The organism is Nonomuraea sp. NPDC005730, from assembly GCF_040630865.1.
Classification (GTDB): Bacteria; Actinomycetota; Actinomycetes; order Streptosporangiales; family Streptosporangiaceae; genus Nonomuraea.
This window is the reverse complement of sequence record NZ_JBEXYK010000008.1, coordinates 147,056-170,718: the sequence shown is the minus strand read 5'-3', so window position 1 is coordinate 170,718 and position 23,663 is coordinate 147,056. Positions and strand designations below refer to the sequence as shown.

Genomic DNA, 23,663 nt, shown 5'->3' with positions numbered 1-23,663 from the left:
CCGGTCAGCTGAGCTGGACGGTGGCGATCTCCCACGGTTTCAGCGGCAGCCTGAGCGTGCCGTCCGCGGTCTCCAGCGGCTCGCCGGGGCCGCCGGTCAGGCCGGCCCGCCTGGCCCGGGTGAAGGCCCCCCGCACCACGGCCTCGGTGTCGGACGAGGTGAGCGCCACCAGGCGCAGCTCGTGCCAGTCGTCGCGGCGGCGCAGCGAGCTCATCGTCACGCCCTGGCCGGACACCGACAACCCGTGCGCCGCCGGCGGCGGGCTCAGCTCGCGATCGCCGCTGCCCGGCACGACCAGCAGGTCGTGCCGGAACATCTCCGCCTGCGGCGGCACGTCCCGCCAGTCCATGTACGGCATCAGCGCCAGCGACACGGTGTGCGGCCCGCGTGACTGCGCGGCGGGGGTCGGCAGTTGCGGACCGGCGGGCTCGGGCCGCAGCGCGTTGTGGTTGCGCGACAGATAGCCGACCGAGCGCAGCAGCGTGAGCGCCAGCTCGTACCCGTCGTCCAGCAGCTCGTACTCGGTGACGTGCTCCAGCAGCGCGGCGACGCCGCCGGCGGCCACCCAGCCGGAGGCGGGGAAGGTGGGCAGCGGGGTCTCGCCGCAGCCGCCCTCCGCTTCGAGCTCCCGCCGCACGATCGCGAACTGCCCCTCGGCCAGCGAATGGTCGGCCCGCCTCGGCAGCGGCACGTGCAGCCGCACCCGGTGGTCGGCGCACCTGTTGTCGAACGACACCCGCAGCCGGACGAACGGCTCGCCCGCCCGCAGCTCGACCCGCATGGTGACCACGACGTCCTCGGTCGCGCCGGTACGCGCGATCGGCGGCCGCTCCGGCGTGTTCGGGACGGGCTCGCCCGCCGTCGGCCACAGGTAGAGCCGGGTGATCTCCACGACGGCGACGAGCGGCCCCCCTTCGATGATCTCCGTGTCGATCGAGATCGGCTCGGACACGACCAGGTCGTCGGCGGGGGGCGCGTGGTTGTAGGTGTCGCCGGCGTCGCCGCCGTCCTCGATGCGGCCCACGCCGGTGATCGTCCGGCCGTCCCTGCCGAACAGGCCGAGGGTGCCGTCCGGCTCGATCTCGACCCGCAGCAGCCCGTTGTCCATCACCTTGGAGTCGGCCTTGACGGGCAGGACGTGGGTGTCGGAGGAGAGCCAGCAGTGCTGGTGGTGGCGGTTCTTGCGGAACTCCTCCAGCGGAGCGGGGTGCGTGGGCTCGGGCGGGCCGGGGCGCAGGTTCGTGTGGCCGAGTGCGGGCACCTCGACGAGGGCGGCGACCGTGCGCCGGGGCTCGGCCTCGACGCGGACGTAGGTCACGCCGTCGAGCGCGCGGCGCACCTCGGCCTGGTCGAACGGCAGGCGCGGCTCCCTGCCCACGGTGAGGAGGAGGATGTCGTCGAACACCCGCCAGCCGATGACGTGCTGGCCGTACAGCTCGGTGCCGTGCACGAAGCCCAGCACGGTGCGGGGGTCGATCCGCTCGTCCAGCAGCAGCACCGGCGCGCACTCCAGGGGCTGGGTGGGCACCGGCGCGCCGGAGGGGCCCACCAGCGGCCCGTTGCCGCCGGCCACGTCGGCGATCACCACACCGCTGCGCACGGCCGGCGTCGGGTTGACGACGAGCACGCCGTCGGCCGGCACCGCCGCCGCCAGCCGCGCGGTCACCATGTCGCGGACGGCCTGCCCGAGCTGTTCGGCCTCGGCGATGCGGGCGGCGACCTGCTGGGCGGTCTCGTCCACGCCGCAGCCGGTGACCGAGTCGTGGCCACTGGCCTCCACCAGCCGCCGCCAGGCCATGTCGAGGAAGCGGCCGGGCCACGGGCCGCCCCAGAGCGTGGCCAGGGGCTCGGCGTAGCGCTCGACCATCCGCTCGGCCCGGCCCATGGCCTGCTTGACGGCGGCGCGGACGGAGATGACGCCGGGCAGGATGTTGGCGCGGGCGTGCGAGCGCAGCTCGCCGGCGACCTGGGGCAGCCCCGCGGTGTCACCCGAGAATTTCTCGATATATCCAGACAAGGTGTCCATGCGGGCGCCGACGGCCGCCACCATCTCCGGCAACCCGCGCACGGGGGCCGAGTGGTCGGTGCCGTACATGGCCAGCAGCTCGCCCTCGGGGCCGTGCCAGGCGCGCATGGTGGCGACGAACTCCGCCGCCCGCTCCTCCAGCCCCTTGGCGTCGGAGAACAGGTGGGCGCCGTTGCCGTAGCCGCCCTCGGGCAGGTACTGGGTGCGGATCGCCGTGCCGTCGGGGGCCACCCAGGCGAAGGCGTCGGTCGTCACCGACGACGGCACCCCGCGGTAGACGCAGGCGTGCTCGATACCGGCCCGCCGCAGGATCTGCGGCATCTGGGCGGTGTGGCCGAACATGTCCGGCAGGTAGCCCACCCGCATCGCGCCGCCGAGCTCGTCCGCACCGGCCAGCCCGAGTTCGAGGTTGCGCACGATGTTCTCGCCCGAGCACAGGAACTCGTCGAGCAGGATCTGCCACGGCCCCACCGCCAGCCGCCCGGACTCGACGAGCGCCGCGACGCGGTGCCGGTTCTCCGGGCGTACCTCCAGGTAGTCGTCCACGCAGGCGAGCTGGCCGTCGAGGGTGAAGTGGTAGGCGGGCTCGCGTTCCATGGTGTCGAGCACCTCGTCGAGGAGGTCCACCAGCCGCAGCCTGAAGCGCTGGAAGGGCTCGTACCACTCCCTGTCCCAATGCGTGTGCGGTACGACCACTATGTCCATGCCGCCGCCTCCCCTCCGATGGGCAGCCGATGCTGGACGGCGTAGCGGGCGGCGATCCGCTGAGCCGTCACGATGTCCTCCAGTGCGCCGGCCGCGTCGGTGAGCGGCGGGCTGCCATCGTTCACATAAGCATGGAAGGCCGTCAGTTGTACCTCGAACGCCTCGGTCACCTGGCGGTGTTCGGCGCGGGTCTCGGCCCCGGAGACCACGGTGAGGGTGGTGGGCGCGTTCATCAGATAGGGCGTGGGGAAGACCAGCTCCAGCGTGCCTCCGTCGTGGTGGATCGCGACGGTCTCGCGGTAGGCGGGGTAGCCGTCCAGGTAGTGCCAGCGGATGTGGAACCGGCCCGCCACGGGCAGCGGCCCGGAGATCTCCACGGACCCGGGCGCCGGCCCCCAGCTGTCCACGTGCGCGATCTCCCGCGGCGATCCGGTGAAGCGCCTGAGCAGCGACAGATCGTGGCAGATCGAGCCCAGGGAGACCGCGTAGACGTTGCGCAGCGACTCCGGGGCGGCCTGGCCCAGCGCTCGGGAGACGAGCGTGTCCTCGGCCTCGCGCAACGAGCCGAGCACGCCGGGATCGACGTCGCCGGCCCGCGCCAGGTTCGCGAACGCGAGCTGCGACTCCCCGCTGGGATGCAGCACGGTCACCTCGACCGACCGGACGGCCGCCGGGCCGCCCAGCTCCTCCAGCAGCCCGACAGCCCGGTGCACGGCCGGGTCGTACTGCTTCATGTAGCCGACCATCAGCCGCCCCTCGGGCAGCGCCGCCACCTCCGCCCTGGTCAGCGCGAGCGGCTTCTCGCACAGCACGGCGTACCCGGCGGCCAGCGACCGGCGCACGGTCTCGCCGTGGGAGCCGGAGGCCAGCACCACCACGGCCTCGAAACCGCCGTCGGCCAGCATCTTCGCCAGGGAGGTGTAGCGCCGGGGCGCGCCCAGCCGGTCGCCGACGACGTCGGCCAGCGTGCGCGACAGGTCGCAGACGGCGCTCACCTCGAACAGGTCCCGCCGCCTGGACAGCAGCGGCACGTAGACCGCCTGGGTGACGGCCCCGCACCCGACCAGCGCGATCCTCACAGGCCCAGCTCCCTCAGCCGCTCGCGGTTGGCGGCCTGGTCGGCGATGTTCCGCCCGACCGGGCGGCGGCCCGGCATCGTGTCCTGCTCGACCACGATCCAGCCCTCGTAGCCGATGGCGTCCAGCGCCGCCACGACCGCGGGCAGGTCGAGCTCGCCGTCGCCCAGGCGGGTGAAGCCGCCCCTGGCCATCAGCTCGCGCAGGTCGGCGCCGTCGTCCAGGGCGGCGGCCAGGATCTTGGTGTCGCCGTCCTTGACGTGCACGTGCCCGACGCGGCCGGCCCACGCGCGCAGCGCCGCGACCGGGTCCCCGCCGGCCAGCAGCAGGTGGCCGGTGTCCAGGCAGAGCTGGACGTCGGTCAGCTCCAGGAGGCGCTCGACGTCGTCGGGGGTCTCGACGTAGGTGCCGAGGTGGTGGTGGAAGGCGGGTTCCAGGCCGCGTTCGCGGCAGCGGTCGGCGGCGTCCTGGACGCGGGCGGCGTACCCGGGCCAGTCGGCGGCGGGCAGCCCTGGGGCGCTCCCGCCGGGCCTGGCGAACCTCTCGGGCGAGCCCGAGCAGGCCAGCGTGGGCCGGGGCGCGAGGAGGGCGGGCGCCTCGGGGGCGGCGGCGAACACGTCGAGCGCGGCCTCCAGCGCGGGCAGCCCCCGCCGGTAGGCCTCGGCGTCGCCGTACCGCAGGTCGACCCAGCCGCCGGCGAGCAGCAGGCCGTGCGCCGACAGCCGGGCGGCCAGGCCGGGTCCGGTGCCGAGATAGCCGATGGGCCCGGAGTCGATGCCCGCGTAACCCGCCTCGGCCAGCGCGCGGACCATCTCGTCGGGGCCCAGCGGCGGCGGCGCGTCGCTGAGCTCGAACACGCCGAAGCTCACCGGCGCGTTCGCGACTCTCCTCACTCGCATAGGGCGATCACCTCGTTCTCGTAGGTCTCCAGGCGGTGGCGTCCCTCGGCGGCGGGGAGCAGCGCCCGCTCGCCGCGGACGACCTGGCGGGCGCCGCCGGGGCGGACCAGCACCAGGCCGTCGGCGTCGAGCGCGAGCAGCTCGTCGCCCAGCCGGAGCAGCAGCGGCGCGTCCGGTCCCGCCGAGACCGCGGTGCGCCCGGCGCGTACGCCGTCGAGCACCGCGCCCGGCTCCTCGGCCAGCACCCACGTGGTCGGCGCGCCCGGCAGCCCGTCGCTGCCGTGCCGGTGGAAGTCGCTGCCGCCGATCGCCACCACGTCGTCGCGCCAGGCGTCGGCCCAGGCCAGCGGCGCGCCCCAGCGGCGGTCCCACCATCCGGAGCTCCACACCTCGGCCACCCTCGGGCGTTCGTCGACCGGCAGCAGCCAGGCGCAGTCGCCGCCCAGCGGGTGGTTGATCGAGATCAGGCCGCCCGCGCGCCCGGCGTGCTCGGCCCAGGAGCCCGCGGGCCGCCGGAAGTCCACCCAGCCGACCTCGCCGAACACGTTGGCGTGGCCGCGGTCGGTGGTGACCTCCTGGCCGGGGATGAGCGTGACGCCGCGGTCGGTCGCGCGCAGCCAGGGGTGGTGGCTGACGGTGTTGTGGTCGGTGACCGCCAGAAAGTCCAGGCCCCGGCCGCGGGCCAGCTCGGCCAGCTCGGCGACGGTGAGCGCGCCGTCGCTGTGGACGGTGTGCGCGTGGAAGTCGCCGGCGAACCAGCGCAGCCCGCCGACGTCGGGCACGTCCCTGCGCGGCGGCCGTTCGCCGGGCGGCGGCTCGGCGGCGACCGGCTCCGGCGGGGCCGTGCGCCCGACCGTGATCTCCAGGGTGAAGTCGAGGCCCTGCGGCGGCACGCGGTGCAGCCCGAGCCACACGTGCCAGGTGCCGGGCTCGGGGACGCCGGGCAGGTAACCGGGGGTGGCCCAGTCGCGGGCGATCGTGAACTCCGTACGCGCCCCTCCCGACCAGCCGCGGAAGCCGCCGGGCGAGCCGCAGCCGAGGTCGAGCACGCCCTGCGACCGGTCGTGGTCGAGCCGCACGGTGACGGACTCCGACCCGGCGGGCACCTCGAAGGGGACCTCGCGCAACGACCGCTCCAGCCGGTCGTCGAGGCTCCAGTGGCCTTTCACGCCGGTCCGCCCTTGCCTGAGGCGGGGCGGAAGGAGAGCTTGGTGGTGTGCTGTTCGTGATGGACGCCGTTGGGGACGAACATGAGCGAACCTCCTCACCGCCCGACACTACAGAAGTGAGGTGACGGGGGCCCGTCCTGAAGGATCATCAACAACATAGCGGACATCCTTATGTCATGACAATATGCCATAGTGTCGAGGTAAGGTGCGTCCTCTGGAGGTGCGTTGTACGACCTGATCACGATCGGCCGCTGCGGCGTCGACGTCTATCCGCTGCAGACCGGCGTCGGGCTGGCCGACGTCGAGACCTTCGGCAAGTTCCTCGGCGGCAGCCCGACCAACGTCGCCGTCGCGGCGGCACGTCACGGCCTGCGCTCGGCGGTGATCACCGCGGTGGGCGCCGACCCGTTCGGCGCGTACGTACGACGGGCCATCCGCGAGTTCGGCGTGGACGACGCCTACGTGAGCGTCATCGAGGGCCCGGCCACCCCGGTCACGTTCTGCGAGATCTTCCCGCCCGACCACTTCCCCATCTGGTTCTACCGCGGCGAGCATCCGCCCGACCTGCGCCTCACCCCCGGCGACCTCGACCTCGACGCCATCCGCGCGACCGGCCTGTTCTGGTTCTCCCTCACCGGCCTGAGCAAGGAGCCGAGCCGCGCGGCGCACGCCGCCGCCCTGTCGGCCCGCACCTCCGGCTGGACCGTGTTCGATCTCGACCACCGTCCGGCGCTGTGGGAGTCGCGCGCGGCCGCCCGCGCGGCGGCGCGCGAGGCGCTGCCGCACGCGAACGTGGCCGTCGGCAACCTGGACGAGGTGGAGACCGCCGTGGGCGTGCGCGAGCCGGAGGCGGCGGCGCAGGCCCTGCTCGACGCCGGGGTCGAGGTGGCGATCGTCAAGATGGGCCCCGATGGGGTCCTCGCCCGCACCGCCACCGAGACCGTCGTGGCCGAGCCGGTCGAGGTGAAGGTGGTCAACGGCATCGGGGCCGGGGACGCGTTCGGCGGCGCGGTCTGCCTCGGGCTGCTGCGCGGCTGGCCGCTGGAGCGCACCATCCGCTTCGCGGGCGCCGCCGGGGCGTTCGTGGCCGCCCGGCTGGCCTGCGCCGACGCCATGCCCACCACCGACGAGGTGCACGAGCTGCTGAACGAGGTGCCCACGTGAGCGACCTCACGCTGCCCAGGACCGCCCGTTACGAGTGGCTCACGCGGATCCGCGCGACCCGCCCCGAGGAGATCGCCGAGGCCGCCGCGCGCCGGCAGCGCCGCCGGATGCCGGGGCCGGACGAGCGGCTGCTGATCATCGCCGCCGACCATCCGGCCAGGGGCGCCCTGTCCGTACGCGACCGCCCGCTGGCCATGGGCAGCCGCCACGACCTGCTCGACCGCCTCCAGACGGCCCTGGCCCGGCCCGGCGTGGACGGCATCCTCGCCTCCCCCGACGTCCTGGAGGACCTGCTGCTGCTGGGCGCGCTGGAGGGCAAGCTGGCCTTCGGCTCGATGAACCGGGGCGGGCTGCAGGGCTCGGTGTTCGAGCTGGACGACCGCTTCACCGGCTTCGACCCCGAAGCCATCGACACGATGCGCCTCGACGGCGGCAAGATGTTGTGCCGCATCGACCCGGGCGACCACGCGACGGCCGCCACCCTGGAGTCGTGCGCCCACGCTGTGACCGGGCTGGCGCGCAGGCGGCTGGTGGCCATGGTGGAGCCGTTCTGGGCGGCTCGCTCGGAGTCCGGCGCGCTGCGCAACGACCTGTCCCCCGACGCCGTGATCCGCTCGATCAGCGTCGCCCAGGCGCTCGGCGCCACCTCGGCCCACACCTGGCTGAAGATCCCCGTGGTGGCCGAGATGGAGCGGGTGATGGCCGCGACCACGCTGCCCACCCTGCTCCTCGGCGGCGACCCGCCCGACATCGGCACGGCCTACGCCGACTGGCACCGCGCGCTGGCCCTGCCCGGCGTGCTCGGCCTGGTCGTCGGCCGCGCCCTGCTCTACCCATCCGACGACGACGTGGCGACGGCGGTGGACGGCGCCGCCGCCCTGGTACGAGAGGCACACTCATGACCTACCTGCCCTACGGCAAGGCCGCCGGCGGCCCCTGGTCGGTGGAGATCACCCCCTCGCTGGCCGGCTGGACCTACTCCGGGCTGCGCGTGGCGGACCTGACCGGCACGCCGCTGTCGTTCGGCACCGGCGAGGAGGAGATGATCGTCCTTCCGCTGTCGGGGTCGTGCACGGTCGAGGTCGGCGGTGAGACGTTCGTGCTGGCCGGGCGCGGGTCGGTGTTCGACGGGCCGAGCGACTTCGCGTACCTGCCGATCGGCGTCCAGGTCACGTTGAGCGGCGGTGGACGCATCGCGCTGCCGTCGGCCCGCGCGACCCGGTCGCTGCCGCCGCGCCACGTGCCCGCCGCCCGGGTGCCGGTGGAGATCAGGGGCGCGGGGCAGGCCAGCCGGCAGGTGAACAACTTCTGCGCCCCCGGCGTGTTCGACTGCGACAAGCTCATGGCCGTCGAGGTGCTGACCCCGGGCGGCAACTGGTCGTCCTACCCGCCGCACAAGCACGACACCCCCAACCCGGGCGAGGCCGTGCTGGAGGAGGTCTACTACTTCGAGGTCGCCGGCGACGGGCCCGGCTACCAGCGCGTCTACTCCTCCGAGCGGGGGCAGGTCGACACGCTGGCCGAGGTGTCCTCCGGCGACGTCGTCCTGGTGCCCTACGGCTACCACGGGCCGTCCATGGCCGCCCCGGGCTATGACCTGTACTACCTCAACGTGCTGGCGGGCCCGGCGGAGGAGCGTTCGATGGCGTTCTGCGACGATCCCCGTCACGCCTGGATCCGCTCGTCCTGGTCGGGTCAGGACATCGACCCGAGACTGCCGTTCGGAGGGCACGCATGACCCGGTTGACCGTCGCGCAGGCCGTCGTGCGCTTCCTGGCCGCCCAGTGGAGCGAGCGGGACGGCGAGGAGCGCCGCTTCTTCGGCGGCTGCTTCGGCATCTTCGGCCACGGCAACGTCGCCGGGCTCGGCCAGGCGCTGGCCACCGCGGGCGACGACCTGCCCTACTACCTGGCCCGCAACGAGCAGGCCATGGTGCACACCGCCGCCGCCTACGCCCGGGCCGCCGACCGGCTGGCCACGCTGGCCTGCACGACGTCGATCGGCCCCGGCGCGACCAACATGATCACCGGCGCGGCCGGCGCGACGATCAACCGGCTGCCCGTGCTCCTGCTGCCCGGCGACGTCTTCTCCACCCGTGCCGCCAACCCGGTGCTCCAGGAGCTGGAGGACCCGCGTTCGTACGACATCTCGGTCAACGACTGCTTCAAGCCGGTCTCGCGGTACTGGGACCGGATCAACCGGCCGGAACAGCTCCCGTCCGCGTTGACGGCGGCCATGCGGGTGCTCACGGACCCGGTCGAGACCGGCGCGGTGACGCTGGCGTTGCCGCAGGACGTGCAGGCCGAGGCGTACGACTGGCCCGAGGAGCTGTTCGCCCGCCGGGTGTGGCACGTGCCGCGCCCGCGACCCGAACGCGCCGCGCTGGCCAGGGCGGCCGAGGTGATCAGGTCGGCGGCCCGCCCGCTGATCGTCTCGGGCGGCGGGACGATCTACAGCCGGGCCACCGCCGAGCTGGCCGCCTTCGCCGAGGCGCACGGCATCCCGGTCGCCGAGACCCAGGCCGGCAAGGGGTCGTTGCCGCACGGCCATCCGCTGGCGGTGGGCGCGGTGGGCGCGACCGGCACCACCGCCGCCAACACGCTGGCCCGCGAGGCCGACGTGATCATCGGGATCGGCACCCGCTACAGCGACTTCACCACGGCGTCGAGGTCGCTCTTCGCGGCGGAGGCCAGGTTCGTCAACGTCAACGTCGCCGCCTTCGACGCCGCCAAGCTGTCGGGGCTGCAACTGGTCGCCGACGCCCGCGAATGCCTGGCCGACCTGGTCGCGGCCGTCGCCGGCCGGCGCTCCGACGACGCCTGGACGGCCAGGGCCGCCGCGCTCTCCCGGGAGTGGGACGCGCAGGTGGACCGGGCGTACGCGCTCGACGGCTCCCCGCTGTCGCAGGCGGCGATCATCGGCGCCGTGAACGCGGCGGCGGGCCCGGACGGCGTCGTGGTGTGCGCGGCCGGTTCCATGCCGGGCGACCTGCACAGGCTGTGGCGGCCGAGCGGCCCCGGCGGCTACCACGTCGAGTACGGCAACTCCTGCATGGGCTACGAGATCGCGGGCGGCGTCGGCGTCAAGCTGGCCGCGCCGGAGCGCGAGGTGTTCGTCCTGGTGGGCGACGGGTCGTACCTGATGATGGCGCAGGAGCTGGTCACCGCGGTCGCCGAGGGCGTCAAGCTGGTCGTCGTCCTGGTGGACAACTCGGGCTTCGCCTCCATCGGGCGGCTGTCGGAGAGCGTGGGCGCGCGCCGCCTGGGCACGTCCTACCGCTCCCGTACGGGCGGGCCGCTGCCGGTCGACCTGGCCGCCAACGCCGCCAGCCTGGGCGCGGCCGTGCTGCGTCCGGAGTCGCTGGCCGACCTGCGCAAAGCCCTGGAGGAGGCCCGCTCGTCCGGCGAGACGACCGTCGTGCACGTGCGCACCGATCCCATGGCCGACGACGTCCCCTCCTCGCAGGCGTGGTGGGACGTGCCCGTGGCCGGGGTGGGCGCGCCGGCCGAGCGGGCGGCGTACGAGGAGGCCAAGCGGTCGCAGCGCGCGCACCTGAGCCCGCCGTCCTGACCAGGGTTGCCCTCGATCGCCGCCGGGAAGGCCACTGACCAGGCACGATCGGGGGTTGGGTATGAGGCCGTGGCAGGCGCTCGGGTGGATCGCGATCATCGCGGTCGCCTTCTTCTGCCTCTATCACCTGCGCACGGTCGTCATGTCCGTGATCATCGGCGTCTTCCTCACGGCGCTGCTGCACCCGCCGGCCCGCTGGCTCACCTCCCGCGGGCTCGGCCCGGCGCTGGCCACCACGATCGTCTTCGTCGGCGGCCTGCTGCTGGCCGGCGCGCTGATCGCGCTGCTGGTGCCGCCCACGGTCGACAGCCTGAGCGAGATGCGCACCAGCCTGGGCAAGGCGCTCGGCGACCTGCACGGCCTGGCCGCCCGGTTCGGGCTCGACGACCAGCGACTCCTCGCCCAGGCCAAGGAGTACGTGTCCAAGCAGGGCAGGCAGATCACCAGCGGCGCCATCGCCGGGGTCAGGACGGCCGGCGAGATCGTCGTCGGCGCCGTGCTCGCGGTCATCCTGTCGGTGTACTTCGTGCACGGCGGCGAGCGGCTGTTCGCCTGGATCGTCGATCTGCTGCCCGAGGGGGCCAAGACGCGCTGCCGCGACACCGGCGTGCTGATCTTCGGGGTGATCGGGCGCTACATCCGCGGGGTGGCGATCGTGGGCGTGGTCGACGGCTTCTTCATCGGGCTCGCGCTGTGGATCCTCGGCGTGCCGATCGCGCTGCCGCTGGCCGTGCTGACGTTCGTGGGGGCGTTCCTGCCGGTGGTGGGGGCGTTCATGGCCGGGCTGCTGGCGGCGGTGGTGGCGCTCGTGGCCAAGGGGTGGCTGGTGGCGCTGATCGTGGTCGCGGTGACGGTGGCGGTGCAGCAGCTCGAAGGGCACGTGCTGGCGCCGCAGGTCTACGGCAAGGCGCTCGACCTGCCGGGGGCGATCATCCTGGTCGCGATCACGGTGGGCAGCGTGATCGCGGGCATCACCGGGGCGTTCCTGGCCGCGCCGGTGACCTCGGTGCTCGTCGCGCTGCTGCGGCGGCCGCGCCCGCAACTGATCACTCCCGGGCCGAGCTGACCTGTTCGAGCTGCTCGCGTGACCACTCCAACCGCCCCTCGCGCAGGTCGGCGATGACGGCGCGGAGCCAACGGGCCTCGGCCGCCGTCACCTCGCGCAGGTATTCGCACTCCAGCATCGTGACCCGCGGCAGGTCCTCCTCGGCCAGGCTCGACTCCAGCTGGGCGAGCGTGCGCTCCACGGCCGCCGCCCGCCGCTCCAGCGCGTCGGACAGCCCGCCGGGGCCGAGCAGCATCGCGTTCGCCAGCGCCGCAGGGAACTGCGGGAACTCCTGTTTGGGACGGCTGAGCATGTCGTCCAGCCAGGTCAGCAGCCGCTCGCGGCCCTCGTCGGTGATCTCGTAGACCGTGCGCTCCGGGTACTGCTGGTCGCGCCCGGTCTCCCTGACCCTGATCAGCCCGGCCTCGTCCAGCCGGTCGATCGTGCGGTAGAGCCCTGCCCGCTGGCCCACGTTGACCACCAGGTCCTTGCCCCACTGCTTGAGCAACCGCTGGATGCCGTACGGGTGCAGGGGTTGGTGGTTCAGCAGGGTCAGCACGGTCAAAGCGAGCGGCGAGCCGCGGTCGAGCGCCATGGGCTCACCCTATCGTTCAGCGAAACTAGTTGACTTGATACTAGTTGCAATGCAACTATCAAGCCCATGACCACATCAGACCGCCCAGAGGGCGTCATGACCGAGATCCCCGTGCTGATCGTCGGCGGCGGCTACGCCGGGCTCACCTCCGCCCTGTTCCTGTCCCACCACGGGGTGCCGTGCGTGCTCGTCGACCGCCACCCCGGCGTGTCACTCCTGGGCCGGGCGCGCGGCATCACCCCGCGCACGATGGAGATCTACCGGCCGCTCGGCCTGGAGCAGGCCGTCAAGGAGGCCGGGCGGCCCTTCGACGAGGAAGGGGGCGTGGCCCGCTGCGCGACGCTGGCCGGCGAGTGGCAGTGGATCTTCGAGGGCGGCTCCTCCCGGGCGCTGCCCGAGCTGACCGCGGGCGAGTACGGCCTGGCCGACCAGAGCACGGTCGAGCCGATCCTCGCCGAGGCCGCCCGCGCCCGGGGCGCCGACCTGCGCTTCGACACCACGTGCAGGTCGATCGAGCCCGACGCGGACGGCGTCACGGTGGTGACCGAGGACACCCGCACCGGCGAGCGCCGGACCCTGCGCGCCCGCTACCTGATCGCCGCCGACGGCTACCGCGGCACGATCAGGGAGCGACTGGGCATCGCCCGCGAAGGGCTCGGCGTCCTGCGCGCCTACCAGTCCTTCGTCTTCAGGGCCGACCTGTCGGAGCTGGTCACCAAGCGGGCGCTGTTCTGGATCCTCGGCACGCCCGGCGGGACGGCCTCGGGCGCGATGGTCTCCCACGCGCTGCCGAACCATTGGGGCATGGCCCTGACGTACGACCCCGCCGCCGAGTCGCCCGACGACTTCACCGACGAGCGGCTGGTCGCCTCGGCCAAGGAGCTGATCGGCCGCGATCTGCCCGTGGAGATCGTCAGCAGGGCCGCGTGGGAGGAGGCGGTGGGCGTCGCCACGCGCTACCGCGAGGGACGGGTCTTCCTGGTCGGCGACGCGGCGCACGTCTGGCCGCCGGCCGGCGGCCTGGGCGCCAACTCGGCCGTCCAGGACACGCACAACCTGGCCTGGAAGCTGGCCGCCGTGCTCGCCGGCCGGGCCTGCGACGCGCTGCTCGACACCTACGAGGCCGAGCGCCGCCCGGTCGCCCTGGAGCTGGCCGACCTGACCGTACGCAGCCAGGCGGCCAGGTTCGGCTCCACCCCCGAGGACGACCCGCTGGACCACGTCGTGGCGATCCTGGGGCAGCGCTACCGCTCGTCGGCCATGGTCGGCGCCACCCACGAGACGGTGTTCGGCGACTCGGTGGCCCAGGGCGCCCGTCCCGGCACCCGCGCCCCGCACCTCTGGCTCGACCGGGACGGCGTGCGCATCGGCGTCCACGACCTGTTCCACGACACGTTCGTCCTGCTGTGCGGCCCCGGCGGCGCGGACTGGGCGCGGGCCGCCGGGCCAGGCGTGCGGGTGCACCAGGTGGGCGGTGACGTGCTCGACGTCGAGGACGCCTGGGCCGAACGCTACGGCGACGCCACCGCCGTCCTGGTCCGGCCGGACGGCTACGTGGCCTGGCGGTCCGAAGGACCGGCGGTCGAGGGCGAGATCGGCCGCGCGCTCGACCAGGTGCTCGGAAGGGTCATCATGTGACCTATGCGATGGATCACGTTCGACTGTTTCGGCACCCTCGTCGACTGGCGGCACGGCATCGGCACCAGCCTTGAGCTGATCGCACCCGGCAGGGGGGAGGAGCTGCCGGCGGCGTACCTGCGGCACGAGAGCGCGGTCGAGGCCGAGACGCCACGGGCCCGCTACCGGGACGTCATGGCCGAGGCGCTGCGCCGCGCCTGCGCCGACGCCGGAGTCCCGCTGAACGACGACGACGCCTCGGTGCTGGCCGCCACGCTGCCCTACTGGCCGGTGTACGGCGAGGTCGGGGCGGAGCTGTCGGCCCTGCGCGCGGCGGGCCGGCGGCTGGCGCTGCTGACCAACTGCGACCGTGACCTGATCGCCCAGACGCTGCGGCGGCTGCCCGTGCCGTTCGACGCGGTGGTGACCGCCGAGGACGCCGGGGCCTACAAGCCGGACGAGGCGCACTTCGAGCACTTCAGGAGGGCGTACGAGCCGGCCGAGTGGGTGCACGTGGCCCAGAGCCACTTCCACGACATGATCCCGGCCGAGCGGCTGGGCGTCCGCCGGGTGTGGATCAACCGGCACGGCGAGCGGCCCGCCGGCCCCGCGGTCGTCCGGGTGGTCCTGCCCGACCTCCGCGGCCTGCTCGCGGCCGTCGAACGGGCGTAGCGGAGCTCAGGCCGGCTCGTGGGCCTAGCGGGGCTTGTCCAGGATCTCGGCGACGCCTTCGAGGAAGGAGTCGACATCGGCGATCAGGTAGCCGGCGCGCAGGAGCACGGTCGAGAACCGGGCCTCGCGCACCTCCTCGGCGGTCACCGCGAACTCGGTCGTGCCACGCAGGGTGGCCACGATGCGGTCGAGGAAGGCGTCGACCTCGTCCTCGTTGTAGCCGGTGCCCATGCGGCCGGGGCGGAAGGCCACGCGTTCGACCCGGGCAGCCTGGGTCTCCAACCACTCCTCGCGCAGCAGCTCCCCGGTGGGCTCGGCCATGGCGAGCCGTACCGGGCGCTTGGCCTGGGTCTCCAGGGCCACGACGAACGCCTCCAGCGCGAAGTCCACCGCGGTCTCGTGGTAGCCGCCGCGCTTGGCGCGGAAGGTCGCGGTGCGGACCTCGTCGGCGGTGACGGGCTCGACCGTGTGCGGGCCCCTGCCCAAAGTCGACTCGATGCGCGCGATCAGGGCGTCGACTTCCACGGGGTCATAGCCTGAACGCATACCCATGACGCGCGGAAAGCGGTTCAAGCCCACTCCTCCTGAGATGTGCCGGGGGTTTCTCCATTGTGAGGCCCTTTATCACGGCCCTGCGCCCTGACATATACCGTTACAGCACCATGCGACTGTTACAGGTCTCTTTTCGCTACCGAAGACGTCAGCCCTTCATCCTCGAAGAGGCCGACGCGCAGCTCGCGCCGGGCGACGCGATCGAGCTGACCGGGGTCAACGGAGCGGGGAAGTCCACGCTGCTGCGGCTCCTCGCGGGGCTCGCGCGGCCGACGCGGGGCCACATCACCGACCGTCCCGGCGTCGTGGGCTTCGCCCCCGACCGCTTCCCGACGGCCCAGCCGTTCACGGTGACCTCCTACCTGACGCACATGGCGTCCGTACGCGGCGGCGCCCGGTGGCGCCCCTGGGCCGAACGCCTGAACATGGGCCACCTCCTCGGCCTGCCACTCGGCGAGCTGTCCAAGGGCAGCGCCCACAAGGTCGGCCTGGTCCAGGCCCTGATGGCCGACCCCGGCCTGCTGATCCTGGACGAGCCCTTCGCCGGCCTGGACGCCGACGCCCGCGAGACGCTGCCCGCCATCGTCACCGAGGTCGCCGGGCGCGGGGGCATCGTCGTCGCCAGCGACCACCAGGGCGGCCTGCGCGACCTTCCCGGGCTGCGCTCGTGGTCGATCGTGGACGGCCACCTCAAGGAGGCCGCCCCCGCGGCCCCTGTGGCCCCCGCTCCGGAACGCCCGCTGACGACCGTGGCGGTCACCCTGCCCGCCGACGAGCTCCCGCTCTTCCTGACCAGGATGCACGACCAGGGCTACCGGACCACCGACCTCGACCACGCCCACCCCGACCCGCCCGAGGAGCCCGGATGATCGCCCTGGCCGTCGTCCGCCTGACCGAGGAGCCCCGGTGATCGCCCTGGCCGTCTTCCGGCTGGCCGCCTACGTGCGGTCGCACCGCGTCCATCAGGCGCTCCTGCTCACCCTCGCCATGCTCGCGATCGTCTACGGCAGCCGCGCGCCCAAGGGCACCGAGGCCGCCGTGCTGGCCGACGGCGCCGTGCTGATCATCCCCATCCTGGCCTGGGCCACGCGGAGCCTGCTGGACACCGAGCCCGACCGGCAGCGCGAGCTGTCGGCGGTCACCGCGGGCGGGCGCGGCAAGGAGGTGGCCGCAGGGCTGGTGGCGAGCCTGGTCGCCGGCGCCGTGCTGGCCGCCGTCGGCCTCGCGTGGGCCGTCCTGCTCGGCCTGAGCGAGCGCCCGGGTCGGGACGTGCTGGGCGCGGCCCTCGTCCTGCACGCCCTGGCGGTGCTCGCCGGGACGGCGCTCGGCGCGCTCACCAGCCGGGCCGTGCTGCGCTCCCCCGCGGTCTCGATCATGTCGCTGGTGCTCGGCTACCTGGTGATGCTGCTGCTCAGCGCGTCCCCCGCGTACTGGCTGACGGTTCCGCTGGTGGTCTGGATGCGTACGGCCGGCGCCGGCGAGCTGCTGGACCGGCTGCCCCAACTGTCCGCGATCTCCCTGGCGTGGTGCCTGGCGGGACTCGCCCTGTATGCCTGGAGGCGCCGTAGGGTAGGTTAGTAAGCGTTCACTCACCCCTGAGGAGGCAACGGTGAAGGTGATCTGCCTGGGTGACAGCATCACCCGCGGACAAGTGAGCGTCGACTATGTGGCCATGCTGCGCGACCGGCTGCCCGGCGAGACGGTGATCAACGCGGGTGTCAACTACGAGCCGTCGTCCGAGTTGCTCAAGCGTCTCGACGACGTCGTGCGGCAGGATCCGGACGTGGTCACCGTGCTCATCGGCACCAATGACGCCAACGCCACCTTGAGCGAGAGGCGGGCCAGGGCCCTGCGCAAGCGCTGGAAGCTCACGCAGACCCCCACAGCCGCCGCGTACGCCGCCAACCTGACGGCCATCGCCGCCCGCCTGCAGAACGAGACCATGGCCCGCGTGGCGCTGCTGTCCCCGCCGGTCATCGGCGAGGACCTGGACTCGGTCCCGGTGCGCCGCACCCAGGAGTTCGCCGAGATCGTCAGGACGGTCGCCGCCCAGCAGGGCGTGACCTATCTGCCGCTCAACGAGCGCATGACCGCCGACCTGGAGGGCACCTCACCCCGCACCCACTACCGTCCCGAGAGCAACAAGGCGCAGACCGCCGCCATGCAGCACTTCCTGCTCGGCCGCAGCCTGGACGCCATCTCCAGCAGCCGCGGCCTGCGGCTCACCACCGACACCGTGCACCTCAACAGCCGGGGCGCCGCCATGATCGCCGACCTGGTCGAGACCTTCGCCGCCCGCTCGACCGCCACGAGGTAGCCCGGCGGCGACCGCCGCCTTGCTCGGGGCGGTCGCCGGCTACTCGGCCGCGGCGAGCTGGCCGCAGGCGCCGTCGATCTCGCGGCCCCGGGTGTCGCGCACGGTCACCGGCACCCCGTGGAACTCCAGCCGGCGCACGAACGCCCGCTCGTCCTCCGGCCGGGACGCCGTCCACTTGGATCCGGGTGTGGGGTTGAGCGGGATCAGGTTGACGTGCACGAGCTTGTTCCTGACCAGCTTGCCGAGCAGGTCGGCCCGCCACTCCTGGTCGTTGATGTCCTTGATCAGGGCGTACTCGATGGAGATGCGGCGCTTGGTCTTCGCCGCGTACGACCAGGCCGCGTCGAGGACCTCGGCCACCTTCCACCGCGTGTTGATCGGGACGAGCGTGTCGCGCAGCTCGTCGTCGGGCGCGTGCAGGGACAGCGCGAGCGTGACCGGCAGCCCCTCCTCGGCGAGCTTGCCGATGGCGGGCACCAGCCCCACGGTCGAGACCGTGACCCCGCGCGCGGAGATGCCGAGACCGTGCGGCGCGGGGTCGACGATGCGGCGCACGGCGCCGATCACCTGCTTGTAGTTGGCCAGCGGCTCGCCCATGCCCATGAAGACGATGTTGCTCACCCGGCCGGGACCGCCCGGCACCTCGCCCGCCGCCAGCGCGCGGGCGCCGGAGACCACCTGCTCGACGATCTCGGCGGTGGACATGTTCCGGGTCAGGCCCGCCTGTCCGGTGGCGCAGAACGGGCAGTTCATGCCACAACCGGCCTGCGACGACACGCACATCGTCACCCGCTCGGGATAGCGCATGAGCACCGACTCGACCAGCGCGCCGTCGAACAGCCGCCACAGGGTCTTGCGGGTCGTGCCGCCGTCGGTGGTCAGCTCCTTGACCGGCGTGAGCAGCGTCGGCAGCAGCGCCGACAGCTTGTCGCGGGCCACCGCGGACAGATCGGTCATCTCGGCGACGTCGGCGGTGTGGCGCTCGAAGTAGTGGCGCGAGAGCTGGTCGGCACGGAACGCCTTCTCCCCCAGCTCGGTGACCGCGGCCCGGCGCTCGGCCATGGACAGGTCCGCCAGGTGCCGCGCGGGCTTGGCCCGTCGCGGTGCGACGAAGGTGAGCTGGCCTGGCTGCTGGGACACGTTCCTGCCTTTGCTTGGGGGGACTTCCGGGATTCTGGTTGGGCTACCGGGATTTCTCACCGGCCAGGTTAGTGAACGCCGGCCGCGGAGGAGGCATTCCTGATCACGGTACGGCTCGCGTCAGGGTCACCGCCCGATCTACAGTCATCTCGTATGGCGATTTTCCGGTCGGCATCTGGCGAGGGTGGGACCGAGGTCGTCCTCGCCGCCGGTAACCCCTACGGCAGCCGCACGCTCGTGGTCGAGCGGGACGAGGACTCCTCGGTAGCTTACCTGTGCTCGCCCGAGGGCGCCGTCCACGGAGCGGTCTGGCTGGCCAATCACCGGCCGGCCCCGTCCGTGGTCGATCTGGCCCGGATCAACTCCGGCCTGCCCCCGCTGATGCCCAGGGGCAACACGACGCACCCCGAGGGACGCAGGCCGCTCGGCCAGTTGTCCGCCCTGTGGTTCGAGGAGGGCGACGGCGTCGCGCTCTACGAGGACGACGACCTGCTCGCGGTCATCCCCGGCTGGGCCGACATGAGCAGGGGCATGCCCGGCTACGCCCGTGACGCCGTGGGCGAGTCGCCGTTCGCGTGGGCGCTGTCGGAGGCGCTGGAGGGGCTGCGGCCGCGTATCTCCAACGCCACGTCCTACTGGCGCTGGCGGCACGGCGAGGGGTCGTGGCCGTCGTTCCAGCAGTTCGTCATGGGACATCTCGACCGGGTGCTCGGCCCGGCCGGCCGCTACTGGGACGCCAGCGGCGAGCGCCTGCCGACCGTCGGCATCACCGAACGCCCCCCGTACGAGGGCCGCGAGCCGACCGTGCTGTCCACGGTGGGGATGAGCTGCCAGCGCATGCCGACCGTCGAGCAGTGGATCGACCGCCCCGACGCCTACGCCCGGATCGAGCTGGCCGTGGCCACCCACGACGACCCCCGGGACGCGGCGCTGCTGCTGGTGTGGCTGGCCCAGTATCCGTGGCACTCGGTGACCTGGCTCGGCCACGGGCACACGGCCAAGTGGTACCACGAGCCCTCGACGTTCCCGCTGGGGTCGCAGTACTCGGGGGTCCTCATGCGAGCCGACCCGCCCGACATGCCGGACATGTCGGGGTTTGCGTTCGGCGGGGAGGCCGTACGGTGGTTGTGGCTCACCCCCGTCACGACGGAGGCGCTAGAGGAACAGCGTCAGTAGCAGCCAGACCGGCACCAGCGTGGTCACCAGCGAGTCGAGGCGGTCCATCAGGCCGCCGTGCCCCGGCAGAATCGTGCCGAGGTCCTTGATGCCGAGGTCCCGCTTGATCATCGACTCGATGAGGTCGCCCACGGTCGCCAGCAGCGCCGCCAGCGCCCCGATCAGCGCGCCCAGCCAGAGCGGGCCGTCCAGCAACCAGGTCACCAGCCAGCCGCCGACCAGCGTGCAAGCGATCACCGAGCCGGCGAAACCCTCCCAGGTCTTCTTCGGGCTGATAACCGTCATCTTGTGCCTGCCGAACAGCACACCCGCGACGTATCCACCGATGTCGCTGGCCACGGTCACCGCGATGAAGATCAGCACCCGGTCGCGGCCGTCGGGCGGCGCGAGCAGCAACGCCGCGAACGCCGCCAGCATCGCCGGGTAGAACAACGTGAACACCGAGGCCGTGCCGTCGCGTACGTAACCGTCGGTGCCGTCGCTGAACATCCGCCAGACCAGCAGCACGAACGCGAACACCGCGAACGCCCCCAGCAGCCAGAACGGCCCGCCCCAGTACGCCCCGGCCTGCATCGCCACCAGCCCCGCGAGCACGGGGACGGCCGGGACCTTGATCCCACGCGTGGCGAACGCCTTGGTCAGCTCCAGCACGCCCACGCCGACGCACACCACGATCACCAGGAGGAAGAGCTCCTTGATCGTGTAGAGGGTACCGAGGACCAGCGCACCCAGCCCCACACCCACCGCGATCGCGGCCGGCAGGTTCCTTCCGGTACGGCTGCCGCCGTCCGGGCCGGTGCCGGCCGTACGTTCTTCCACAGACACTCTCCATAGCCACGGCCCCCGCCTTCCGGCGAGGGCCGCGAGGCGTGCCGCTCAGACTTCGAGCAGCTCGGCTTCCTTGTGCTTGAGCAGCTCGTCGATCTTGGCGACGTGCTTCTGGGTGAGGTCGTCGAGTTCCTTCTCCGCGCGACGGACCTCGTCCTCGCCCGCCTCGCCGTCCTTGATCATCTTGTCGAGGGCCTCCTTGGCCGTACGACGGATGTTCCGGATCGACACCTTGGCGTGCTCGCCCTTGTTCTTGGCGACCTTGATGTACTCCTTGCGGCGCTCCTCGGACAGCTCCGGGAACGTCACGCGGATCACGTCGCCGGTGTTGGTCGGGTTGACGCCGAGGTCGGAGTCGCGGATGGCCTTCTCGATCGCGCCCATCGCACTCTTGTCGAAGGGCTGGATGATGACCATGCGCGCCTCGGGCAGGTGGAACGAGGCCAACTGCTGCACCGGTGTCGGAGTGCCGTAGTACTCCGCATTGATCTTGTTGAACATCGCGGGGGTGACCCGGCCGGTCCGGATGGTCGCGAAGTCTTCCTTCGCGACCGAGACGGCCTTGTCCATCTTTTCCTCGGCTTCGAGGAGGGTTTCGTCGATCACAGCGGCTCCCTGTCTACTAGCTGGCGGTGTCGGGCTAGCTCCCTCATTTGCCTGCGGGACTCACCAGCGTGCCGATTTTCTCACCGCGTACCGCTCGCAGGATGTTGCCCTCGCCCATCAGGTCGAAGACCACGATCGGCAGATCGTTGTCCTTGCACAGGCTGATCGCGGTCGCGTCCATGACCGCGAGGTCGCGCAGCAGCACCTCGCCGTAGTCAAGATGGTCGAACCGGACCGCGTCGGGGTTCTTGCGCGGGTCGGAGTCGTAGATCCCGTCGACCTGCGTGCCCTTGAGCAGCGCCTCGGCGCCGATCTCCAGGGCCCGCTGCGACGCCGCGGTGTCGGTGGAGAAGTACGGCGAGCCGAGACCCGCCCCGAAGATGACCACGCGGCCCTTCTCCAGGTGCCTGATCGCGCGGCGCGGCAGGAAGGGCTCGGCGACCTGCTGCATGGTGATGGCCGTCTGGACGCGGGTCTCGACGCCCCGCCTCTCCAGGAAGTCCTGGAGCGCCAGACAGTTGATCACCGTGCCGAGCATGCCCATGTAGTCGGCCCTGGCACGGTCGATGCCGCCCTGGGACAGGGTGGCGCCGCGGAACATGTTCCCCCCGCCGACCACGACCGCGACCTGCACGCCCTCGCGCACGGCCTCGGTGATCGAGTCGGCCAGGTGGTCGACGACGCCCGGGTCGATGCCCAGTGGGTCGTCTCCGGCGAACGCCTCGCCTGACAGCTTCAACATCACCCGCTTCCACCTCAGTGGACCCTGCGGGCTGGGTGATGAGGAAGCCGCCGTCCGTGTGGATTCGTGGGCTGACTCCCGGTGGTCCTGCACGGCGGCGGCCTCCTTCATTGGGTGGAACTCTGGGCAGGCAGTTCGCTCAAGCCTAAGCCTGGCCGACCTTGAATCGGACGAAGGCGAGCACCTCGACGCCGTTCTCCTCGGCGTACTTGCCCACGCTCTTCTTGTTGTCCTTCACGAAGGCCTGCTGGACCAGGGTGAAGTCCTTGTACCAGCCGTTGACGCGACCCTCGACGATCTTGCCGATGGCGGCCTCGGGCTTGCCCTCCTCGCGGGTCATCTCCTCGAAGAGCTTGCGCTCCTTCTCGACGACCTCGGCGGGGACGGACTCGGCCTTGAGGTACTGCGGGGCCATCGCCGCGGCATGCTGGGCGATGTCCTTGGCGACCTCGGCGTTCGGCTTGTCGAGCTGCACGAGCACACCGACCGCCGGCGGCAGCGCCGGGTCCGTCTTGTGCATGTACGCGCCGATGTAGCCGCCCTCGAGCACGGCGAAGCGGCGGATCTCGATCTTCTCACCGAGCGCGGCGTTGGCCTCGTCCAGGTGCTCCTTGACGGACTTGCCGCCGAAGGAGGAGTCGAGCAGCGTCGCCACGTCGGCGGGCTTGCTCGCCAGGATGTGCGCGACCACACCGGCGGCCAGCTCCTGGAAGCGCTCGCCCTTGGCCACGAAGTCGGTCTCGCAGTTGAGCTCGAGAAGAGCGGCGGAGGAGTCGCTGTCCTGCTGGAGCGCGACGAGGCCGTTGGAGGCCGTACGGGCCTCGCGCTTGCCCACGTCCTTGGCGCCCTTGAGGCGCAGGAGCTCGATGGCGCGGTCGAAGTCGCCGTCGGACTCCTCGAGCGCCTTCTTGCAGTCCATCATGCCGGCAGCGGTGATCTCGCGAAGCCGCTTGACGTCGGCCATGTTCACGGAAGCCATTGCTCTTATTCCTTGTGGGATTTCGTCGTCGTCGTGGATCGGGGTGGACGCCCTGGGCGCCCGCCCCTGGTCGGTACGGCAAGCGCGTGCCGCACCAGGGCCTTGTCGTGCGCGGGTCGTGCGCGGGTCGTGCGTTCTGCCTCGGTCTTGCGCGGTCTCAAGCGGTGGTGCCGGGTCGTGTCGGGTTGTGCTCGGACGGTCGTGCCCGGGTCTGGTTCGGAGGGCGCCCTTGCGCCGGACTCCCTCCCGACCAGCCGGACTCCCATCCGACCGACCCGGCCCTCGCCCAACCGGCCCGGATTTCCATCCAACCCGCCGAACTCCCGTCCGACCGGCTGGGCTTCTGCCCGGCCTTTCGGCTTTCGCCTGACTGGCCCGGCTTTCACCTGGCCCGTCCGGCTTCCTCCGGGACCTTTGCTCGTAGCTGGGCTTGGTCTGGGCTCGGGCTTCGTCCGGCCTGGGCACGGACTCCGCTCGGGCCCGGGCTTGCGCCCAGGTCTCCGCTCAGCAGGACGGGCTCCGCCGGTGGAGCTCCGCTCCGCCTCGCTCGGCATACTGCCCAGCCAGGCTCGGCTTATCGCTCCGGCCCGATGGTCATCCACCTCGGCTCACCGCCTCGGTTTCCGATACCCCGGCCCTGGCCTACCGCCCGGACCTGATCGCCACCTTGCTTTGGCTGTCCGCCTCAGCCTGGTCGACACCCTGCCTCGGCTTACCGCCTCAGCCCGACTGCCGTCCTGCCTTGGCTGACCGCCTCGGCCCGATGGCCACCCTGCCTTGACTTA

General features: G+C 72.4%; 22 protein-coding genes. 11 read left to right on the top strand and 11 right to left on the bottom strand.

The genetic code is table 11. The features are described from left to right. Positions 1 to 4 precede the first annotated feature (4 nt). The 4 genes from ABZ444_RS13955 to ABZ444_RS13940 are packed head-to-tail and all read right to left on the bottom strand — an operon-like array spanning position 5 to position 5,875. Positions 5 to 2,731 carry an alpha-mannosidase gene (locus ABZ444_RS13955; RefSeq protein ID WP_357995494.1) on the bottom strand — a complete coding sequence of 909 codons (2,727 nt, stop codon included), beginning with the start codon at positions 2,729 to 2,731 and terminating at the stop codon, positions 5 to 7. Then, positions 2,722 to 3,810, bottom strand: coding sequence for a Gfo/Idh/MocA family oxidoreductase (locus ABZ444_RS13950; protein ID WP_357995492.1), 1,089 nt, complete (start codon positions 3,808 to 3,810; stop codon positions 2,722 to 2,724). The genes ABZ444_RS13955 and ABZ444_RS13950 overlap by 10 nt, the downstream gene beginning before the upstream one ends. Further along, positions 3,807 to 4,706 carry a TIM barrel protein gene (locus ABZ444_RS13945; RefSeq protein WP_357995490.1) on the bottom strand — a complete coding sequence of 300 codons (900 nt, stop codon included), beginning with the start codon at positions 4,704 to 4,706 and terminating at the stop codon, positions 3,807 to 3,809. The genes ABZ444_RS13950 and ABZ444_RS13945 overlap by 4 nt, the downstream gene beginning before the upstream one ends. Further along, the gene (locus ABZ444_RS13940; protein ID WP_357995488.1) at positions 4,697 to 5,875 is read right to left on the bottom strand and encodes a CehA/McbA family metallohydrolase; all 1,179 of its coding nucleotides are present in this window, start codon (positions 5,873 to 5,875) and stop codon (positions 4,697 to 4,699) included. Before ABZ444_RS13940 ends, ABZ444_RS13945 begins: the two co-directional genes overlap by 10 nt. Positions 5,876 to 6,100: 225 nt before the next feature. Here ABZ444_RS13940 and iolC point away from each other — a divergent pair, with 225 nt between their 5' ends. From iolC to ABZ444_RS13915, 5 genes are all read left to right on the top strand, one after another. Further along, positions 6,101 to 7,039, top strand: a complete 939-nt coding sequence (iolC, locus tag ABZ444_RS13935) for a 5-dehydro-2-deoxygluconokinase (protein ID WP_357995486.1) — start codon at positions 6,101 to 6,103, stop codon at positions 7,037 to 7,039. After that, the gene (locus ABZ444_RS13930) at positions 7,036 to 7,941 is read left to right on the top strand and encodes a deoxyribose-phosphate aldolase (protein WP_357995484.1); all 906 of its coding nucleotides are present in this window, start codon (positions 7,036 to 7,038) and stop codon (positions 7,939 to 7,941) included. Before iolC ends, ABZ444_RS13930 begins: the two co-directional genes overlap by 4 nt. Further along, a complete protein-coding gene (gene iolB / locus ABZ444_RS13925; RefSeq protein ID WP_357995483.1) occupies positions 7,938 to 8,777 on the top strand; it encodes a 5-deoxy-glucuronate isomerase in 840 nt (279 codons plus the stop codon). The genes ABZ444_RS13930 and iolB overlap by 4 nt, the downstream gene beginning before the upstream one ends. Further along, positions 8,774 to 10,609 carry a 3D-(3,5/4)-trihydroxycyclohexane-1,2-dione acylhydrolase (decyclizing) gene (gene iolD / locus ABZ444_RS13920; RefSeq protein ID WP_357995481.1) on the top strand — a complete coding sequence of 612 codons (1,836 nt, stop codon included), beginning with the start codon at positions 8,774 to 8,776 and terminating at the stop codon, positions 10,607 to 10,609. The genes iolB and iolD overlap by 4 nt, the downstream gene beginning before the upstream one ends. A gap of 61 nt (positions 10,610 to 10,670) precedes the next feature. After that, positions 10,671 to 11,675, top strand: coding sequence for an AI-2E family transporter (locus ABZ444_RS13915; protein ID WP_357995479.1), 1,005 nt, complete (start codon positions 10,671 to 10,673; stop codon positions 11,673 to 11,675). Here the strand turns inward: ABZ444_RS13915 and ABZ444_RS13910 are convergent. Then, on the bottom strand, positions 11,656 to 12,249 hold the full coding sequence (locus ABZ444_RS13910; RefSeq protein ID WP_357984218.1) for a PadR family transcriptional regulator: 594 nt from the start codon (positions 12,247 to 12,249) through the stop codon (positions 11,656 to 11,658). The two genes, ABZ444_RS13915 and ABZ444_RS13910, sit on opposite strands and share 20 nt — an antisense overlap. Before the next feature lie 66 nt (positions 12,250 to 12,315). Here ABZ444_RS13910 and ABZ444_RS13905 point away from each other — a divergent pair, with 66 nt between their 5' ends. Continuing rightward, positions 12,316 to 13,887: an FAD-dependent monooxygenase gene (locus tag ABZ444_RS13905; protein WP_357995477.1), complete on the top strand. Its 1,572-nt coding sequence runs from the start codon at positions 12,316 to 12,318 to the stop codon at positions 13,885 to 13,887. 3 nt (positions 13,888 to 13,890) lie between these two features. Further along, positions 13,891 to 14,538 (top strand): HAD-IA family hydrolase, encoded by a 648-nt coding sequence (locus tag ABZ444_RS13900; protein ID WP_357995475.1) that lies wholly within the window; start codon positions 13,891 to 13,893, stop codon positions 14,536 to 14,538. Positions 14,539 to 14,562: 24 nt separating this feature from the next. Here ABZ444_RS13900 and ABZ444_RS13895 read toward each other — a convergent pair whose 3' ends face one another. Continuing rightward, a complete protein-coding gene (locus ABZ444_RS13895) occupies positions 14,563 to 15,063 on the bottom strand; it encodes a DivIVA domain-containing protein (protein ID WP_357995473.1) in 501 nt (166 codons plus the stop codon). Between the two features lie 137 nt (positions 15,064 to 15,200). On the opposite strand from ABZ444_RS13895, the gene ABZ444_RS13890 reads away from it, so the two are divergent. Genes ABZ444_RS13890 through ABZ444_RS13880 form a run of 3 tightly spaced genes read left to right on the top strand, consistent with a single transcriptional unit; the run spans position 15,201 to position 17,407 of the window. Beyond that, positions 15,201 to 15,959 carry an ATP-binding cassette domain-containing protein gene (locus ABZ444_RS13890; RefSeq protein WP_357995471.1) on the top strand — a complete coding sequence of 253 codons (759 nt, stop codon included), beginning with the start codon at positions 15,201 to 15,203 and terminating at the stop codon, positions 15,957 to 15,959. A 37-nt stretch (positions 15,960 to 15,996) separates the two neighbouring features. Then, positions 15,997 to 16,668 (top strand): hypothetical protein, encoded by a 672-nt coding sequence (locus ABZ444_RS13885; protein WP_357995469.1) that lies wholly within the window; start codon positions 15,997 to 15,999, stop codon positions 16,666 to 16,668. Between the two features lie 31 nt (positions 16,669 to 16,699). Further along, positions 16,700 to 17,407 carry an SGNH/GDSL hydrolase family protein gene (locus tag ABZ444_RS13880; RefSeq protein WP_357995467.1) on the top strand — a complete coding sequence of 236 codons (708 nt, stop codon included), beginning with the start codon at positions 16,700 to 16,702 and terminating at the stop codon, positions 17,405 to 17,407. A gap of 39 nt (positions 17,408 to 17,446) precedes the next feature. Here the strand turns inward: ABZ444_RS13880 and rlmN are convergent, their stop codons facing one another. Further along, positions 17,447 to 18,547, bottom strand: coding sequence for a 23S rRNA (adenine(2503)-C(2))-methyltransferase RlmN (gene rlmN / locus ABZ444_RS13875; protein WP_357995465.1), 1,101 nt, complete (start codon positions 18,545 to 18,547; stop codon positions 17,447 to 17,449). A 153-nt stretch (positions 18,548 to 18,700) separates the two neighbouring features. On the opposite strand from rlmN, the gene ABZ444_RS13870 reads away from it, so the two are divergent. Next, positions 18,701 to 19,723, top strand: a complete 1,023-nt coding sequence (locus ABZ444_RS13870) for a suppressor of fused domain protein (protein WP_357984194.1) — start codon at positions 18,701 to 18,703, stop codon at positions 19,721 to 19,723. Here ABZ444_RS13870 and ABZ444_RS13865 read toward each other — a convergent pair. The 4 genes from ABZ444_RS13865 to tsf form a co-directional block, all read right to left on the bottom strand. Then, positions 19,703 to 20,542: a phosphatidate cytidylyltransferase gene (locus tag ABZ444_RS13865; RefSeq protein ID WP_357984190.1), complete on the bottom strand. Its 840-nt coding sequence runs from the start codon at positions 20,540 to 20,542 to the stop codon at positions 19,703 to 19,705. The genes ABZ444_RS13870 and ABZ444_RS13865 overlap by 21 nt on opposite strands. Before the next feature lie 57 nt (positions 20,543 to 20,599). After that, positions 20,600 to 21,157 (bottom strand): ribosome recycling factor, encoded by a 558-nt coding sequence (gene frr / locus ABZ444_RS13860; RefSeq protein WP_352350337.1) that lies wholly within the window; start codon positions 21,155 to 21,157, stop codon positions 20,600 to 20,602. 43 nt (positions 21,158 to 21,200) lie between these two features. Beyond that, positions 21,201 to 21,899: a UMP kinase gene (pyrH, locus tag ABZ444_RS13855; protein WP_221762026.1), complete on the bottom strand. Its 699-nt coding sequence runs from the start codon at positions 21,897 to 21,899 to the stop codon at positions 21,201 to 21,203. Positions 21,900 to 22,044: 145 nt separating this feature from the next. Next, the gene (gene tsf, locus ABZ444_RS13850) at positions 22,045 to 22,878 is read right to left on the bottom strand and encodes a translation elongation factor Ts (RefSeq protein WP_357995463.1); all 834 of its coding nucleotides are present in this window, start codon (positions 22,876 to 22,878) and stop codon (positions 22,045 to 22,047) included. Between the last annotated feature and the right edge of the window lie 785 nt (positions 22,879 to 23,663).

Bases quoted from the DNA above. Each gene is read 5' to 3' on its own strand.
- ABZ444_RS13910 (WP_357984218.1), bottom strand. From the start codon at position 12,249: ATGGCGCTCGACCGCGGCTCGCCGCTCGCTTTGACCGTGCTGACCCTG.
- ABZ444_RS13945 (WP_357995490.1), bottom strand. From the start codon at position 4,706: ATGCGAGTGAGGAGAGTCGCGAACGCGCCGGTGAGCTTCGGCGTGTTC.
- tsf (WP_357995463.1), bottom strand. From the start codon at position 22,878: ATGGCTTCCGTGAACATGGCCGACGTCAAGCGGCTTCGCGAGATCACC.
- ABZ444_RS13955 (WP_357995494.1), bottom strand. From the start codon at position 2,731: ATGGACATAGTGGTCGTACCGCACACGCATTGGGACAGGGAGTGGTAC.
- ABZ444_RS13915 (WP_357995479.1), top strand. From the start codon at position 10,671: ATGAGGCCGTGGCAGGCGCTCGGGTGGATCGCGATCATCGCGGTCGCC.
- ABZ444_RS13905 (WP_357995477.1), top strand. From the start codon at position 12,316: ATGACCACATCAGACCGCCCAGAGGGCGTCATGACCGAGATCCCCGTG.
- pyrH (WP_221762026.1), bottom strand. From the start codon at position 21,899: ATGTTGAAGCTGTCAGGCGAGGCGTTCGCCGGAGACGACCCACTGGGC.
- ABZ444_RS13870 (WP_357984194.1), top strand. From the start codon at position 18,701: ATGGCGATTTTCCGGTCGGCATCTGGCGAGGGTGGGACCGAGGTCGTC.
- iolB (WP_357995483.1), top strand. From the start codon at position 7,938: ATGACCTACCTGCCCTACGGCAAGGCCGCCGGCGGCCCCTGGTCGGTG.
- ABZ444_RS13890 (WP_357995471.1), top strand. From the start codon at position 15,201: ATGCGACTGTTACAGGTCTCTTTTCGCTACCGAAGACGTCAGCCCTTC.
- iolD (WP_357995481.1), top strand. From the start codon at position 8,774: ATGACCCGGTTGACCGTCGCGCAGGCCGTCGTGCGCTTCCTGGCCGCC.
- ABZ444_RS13900 (WP_357995475.1), top strand. From the start codon at position 13,891: ATGCGATGGATCACGTTCGACTGTTTCGGCACCCTCGTCGACTGGCGG.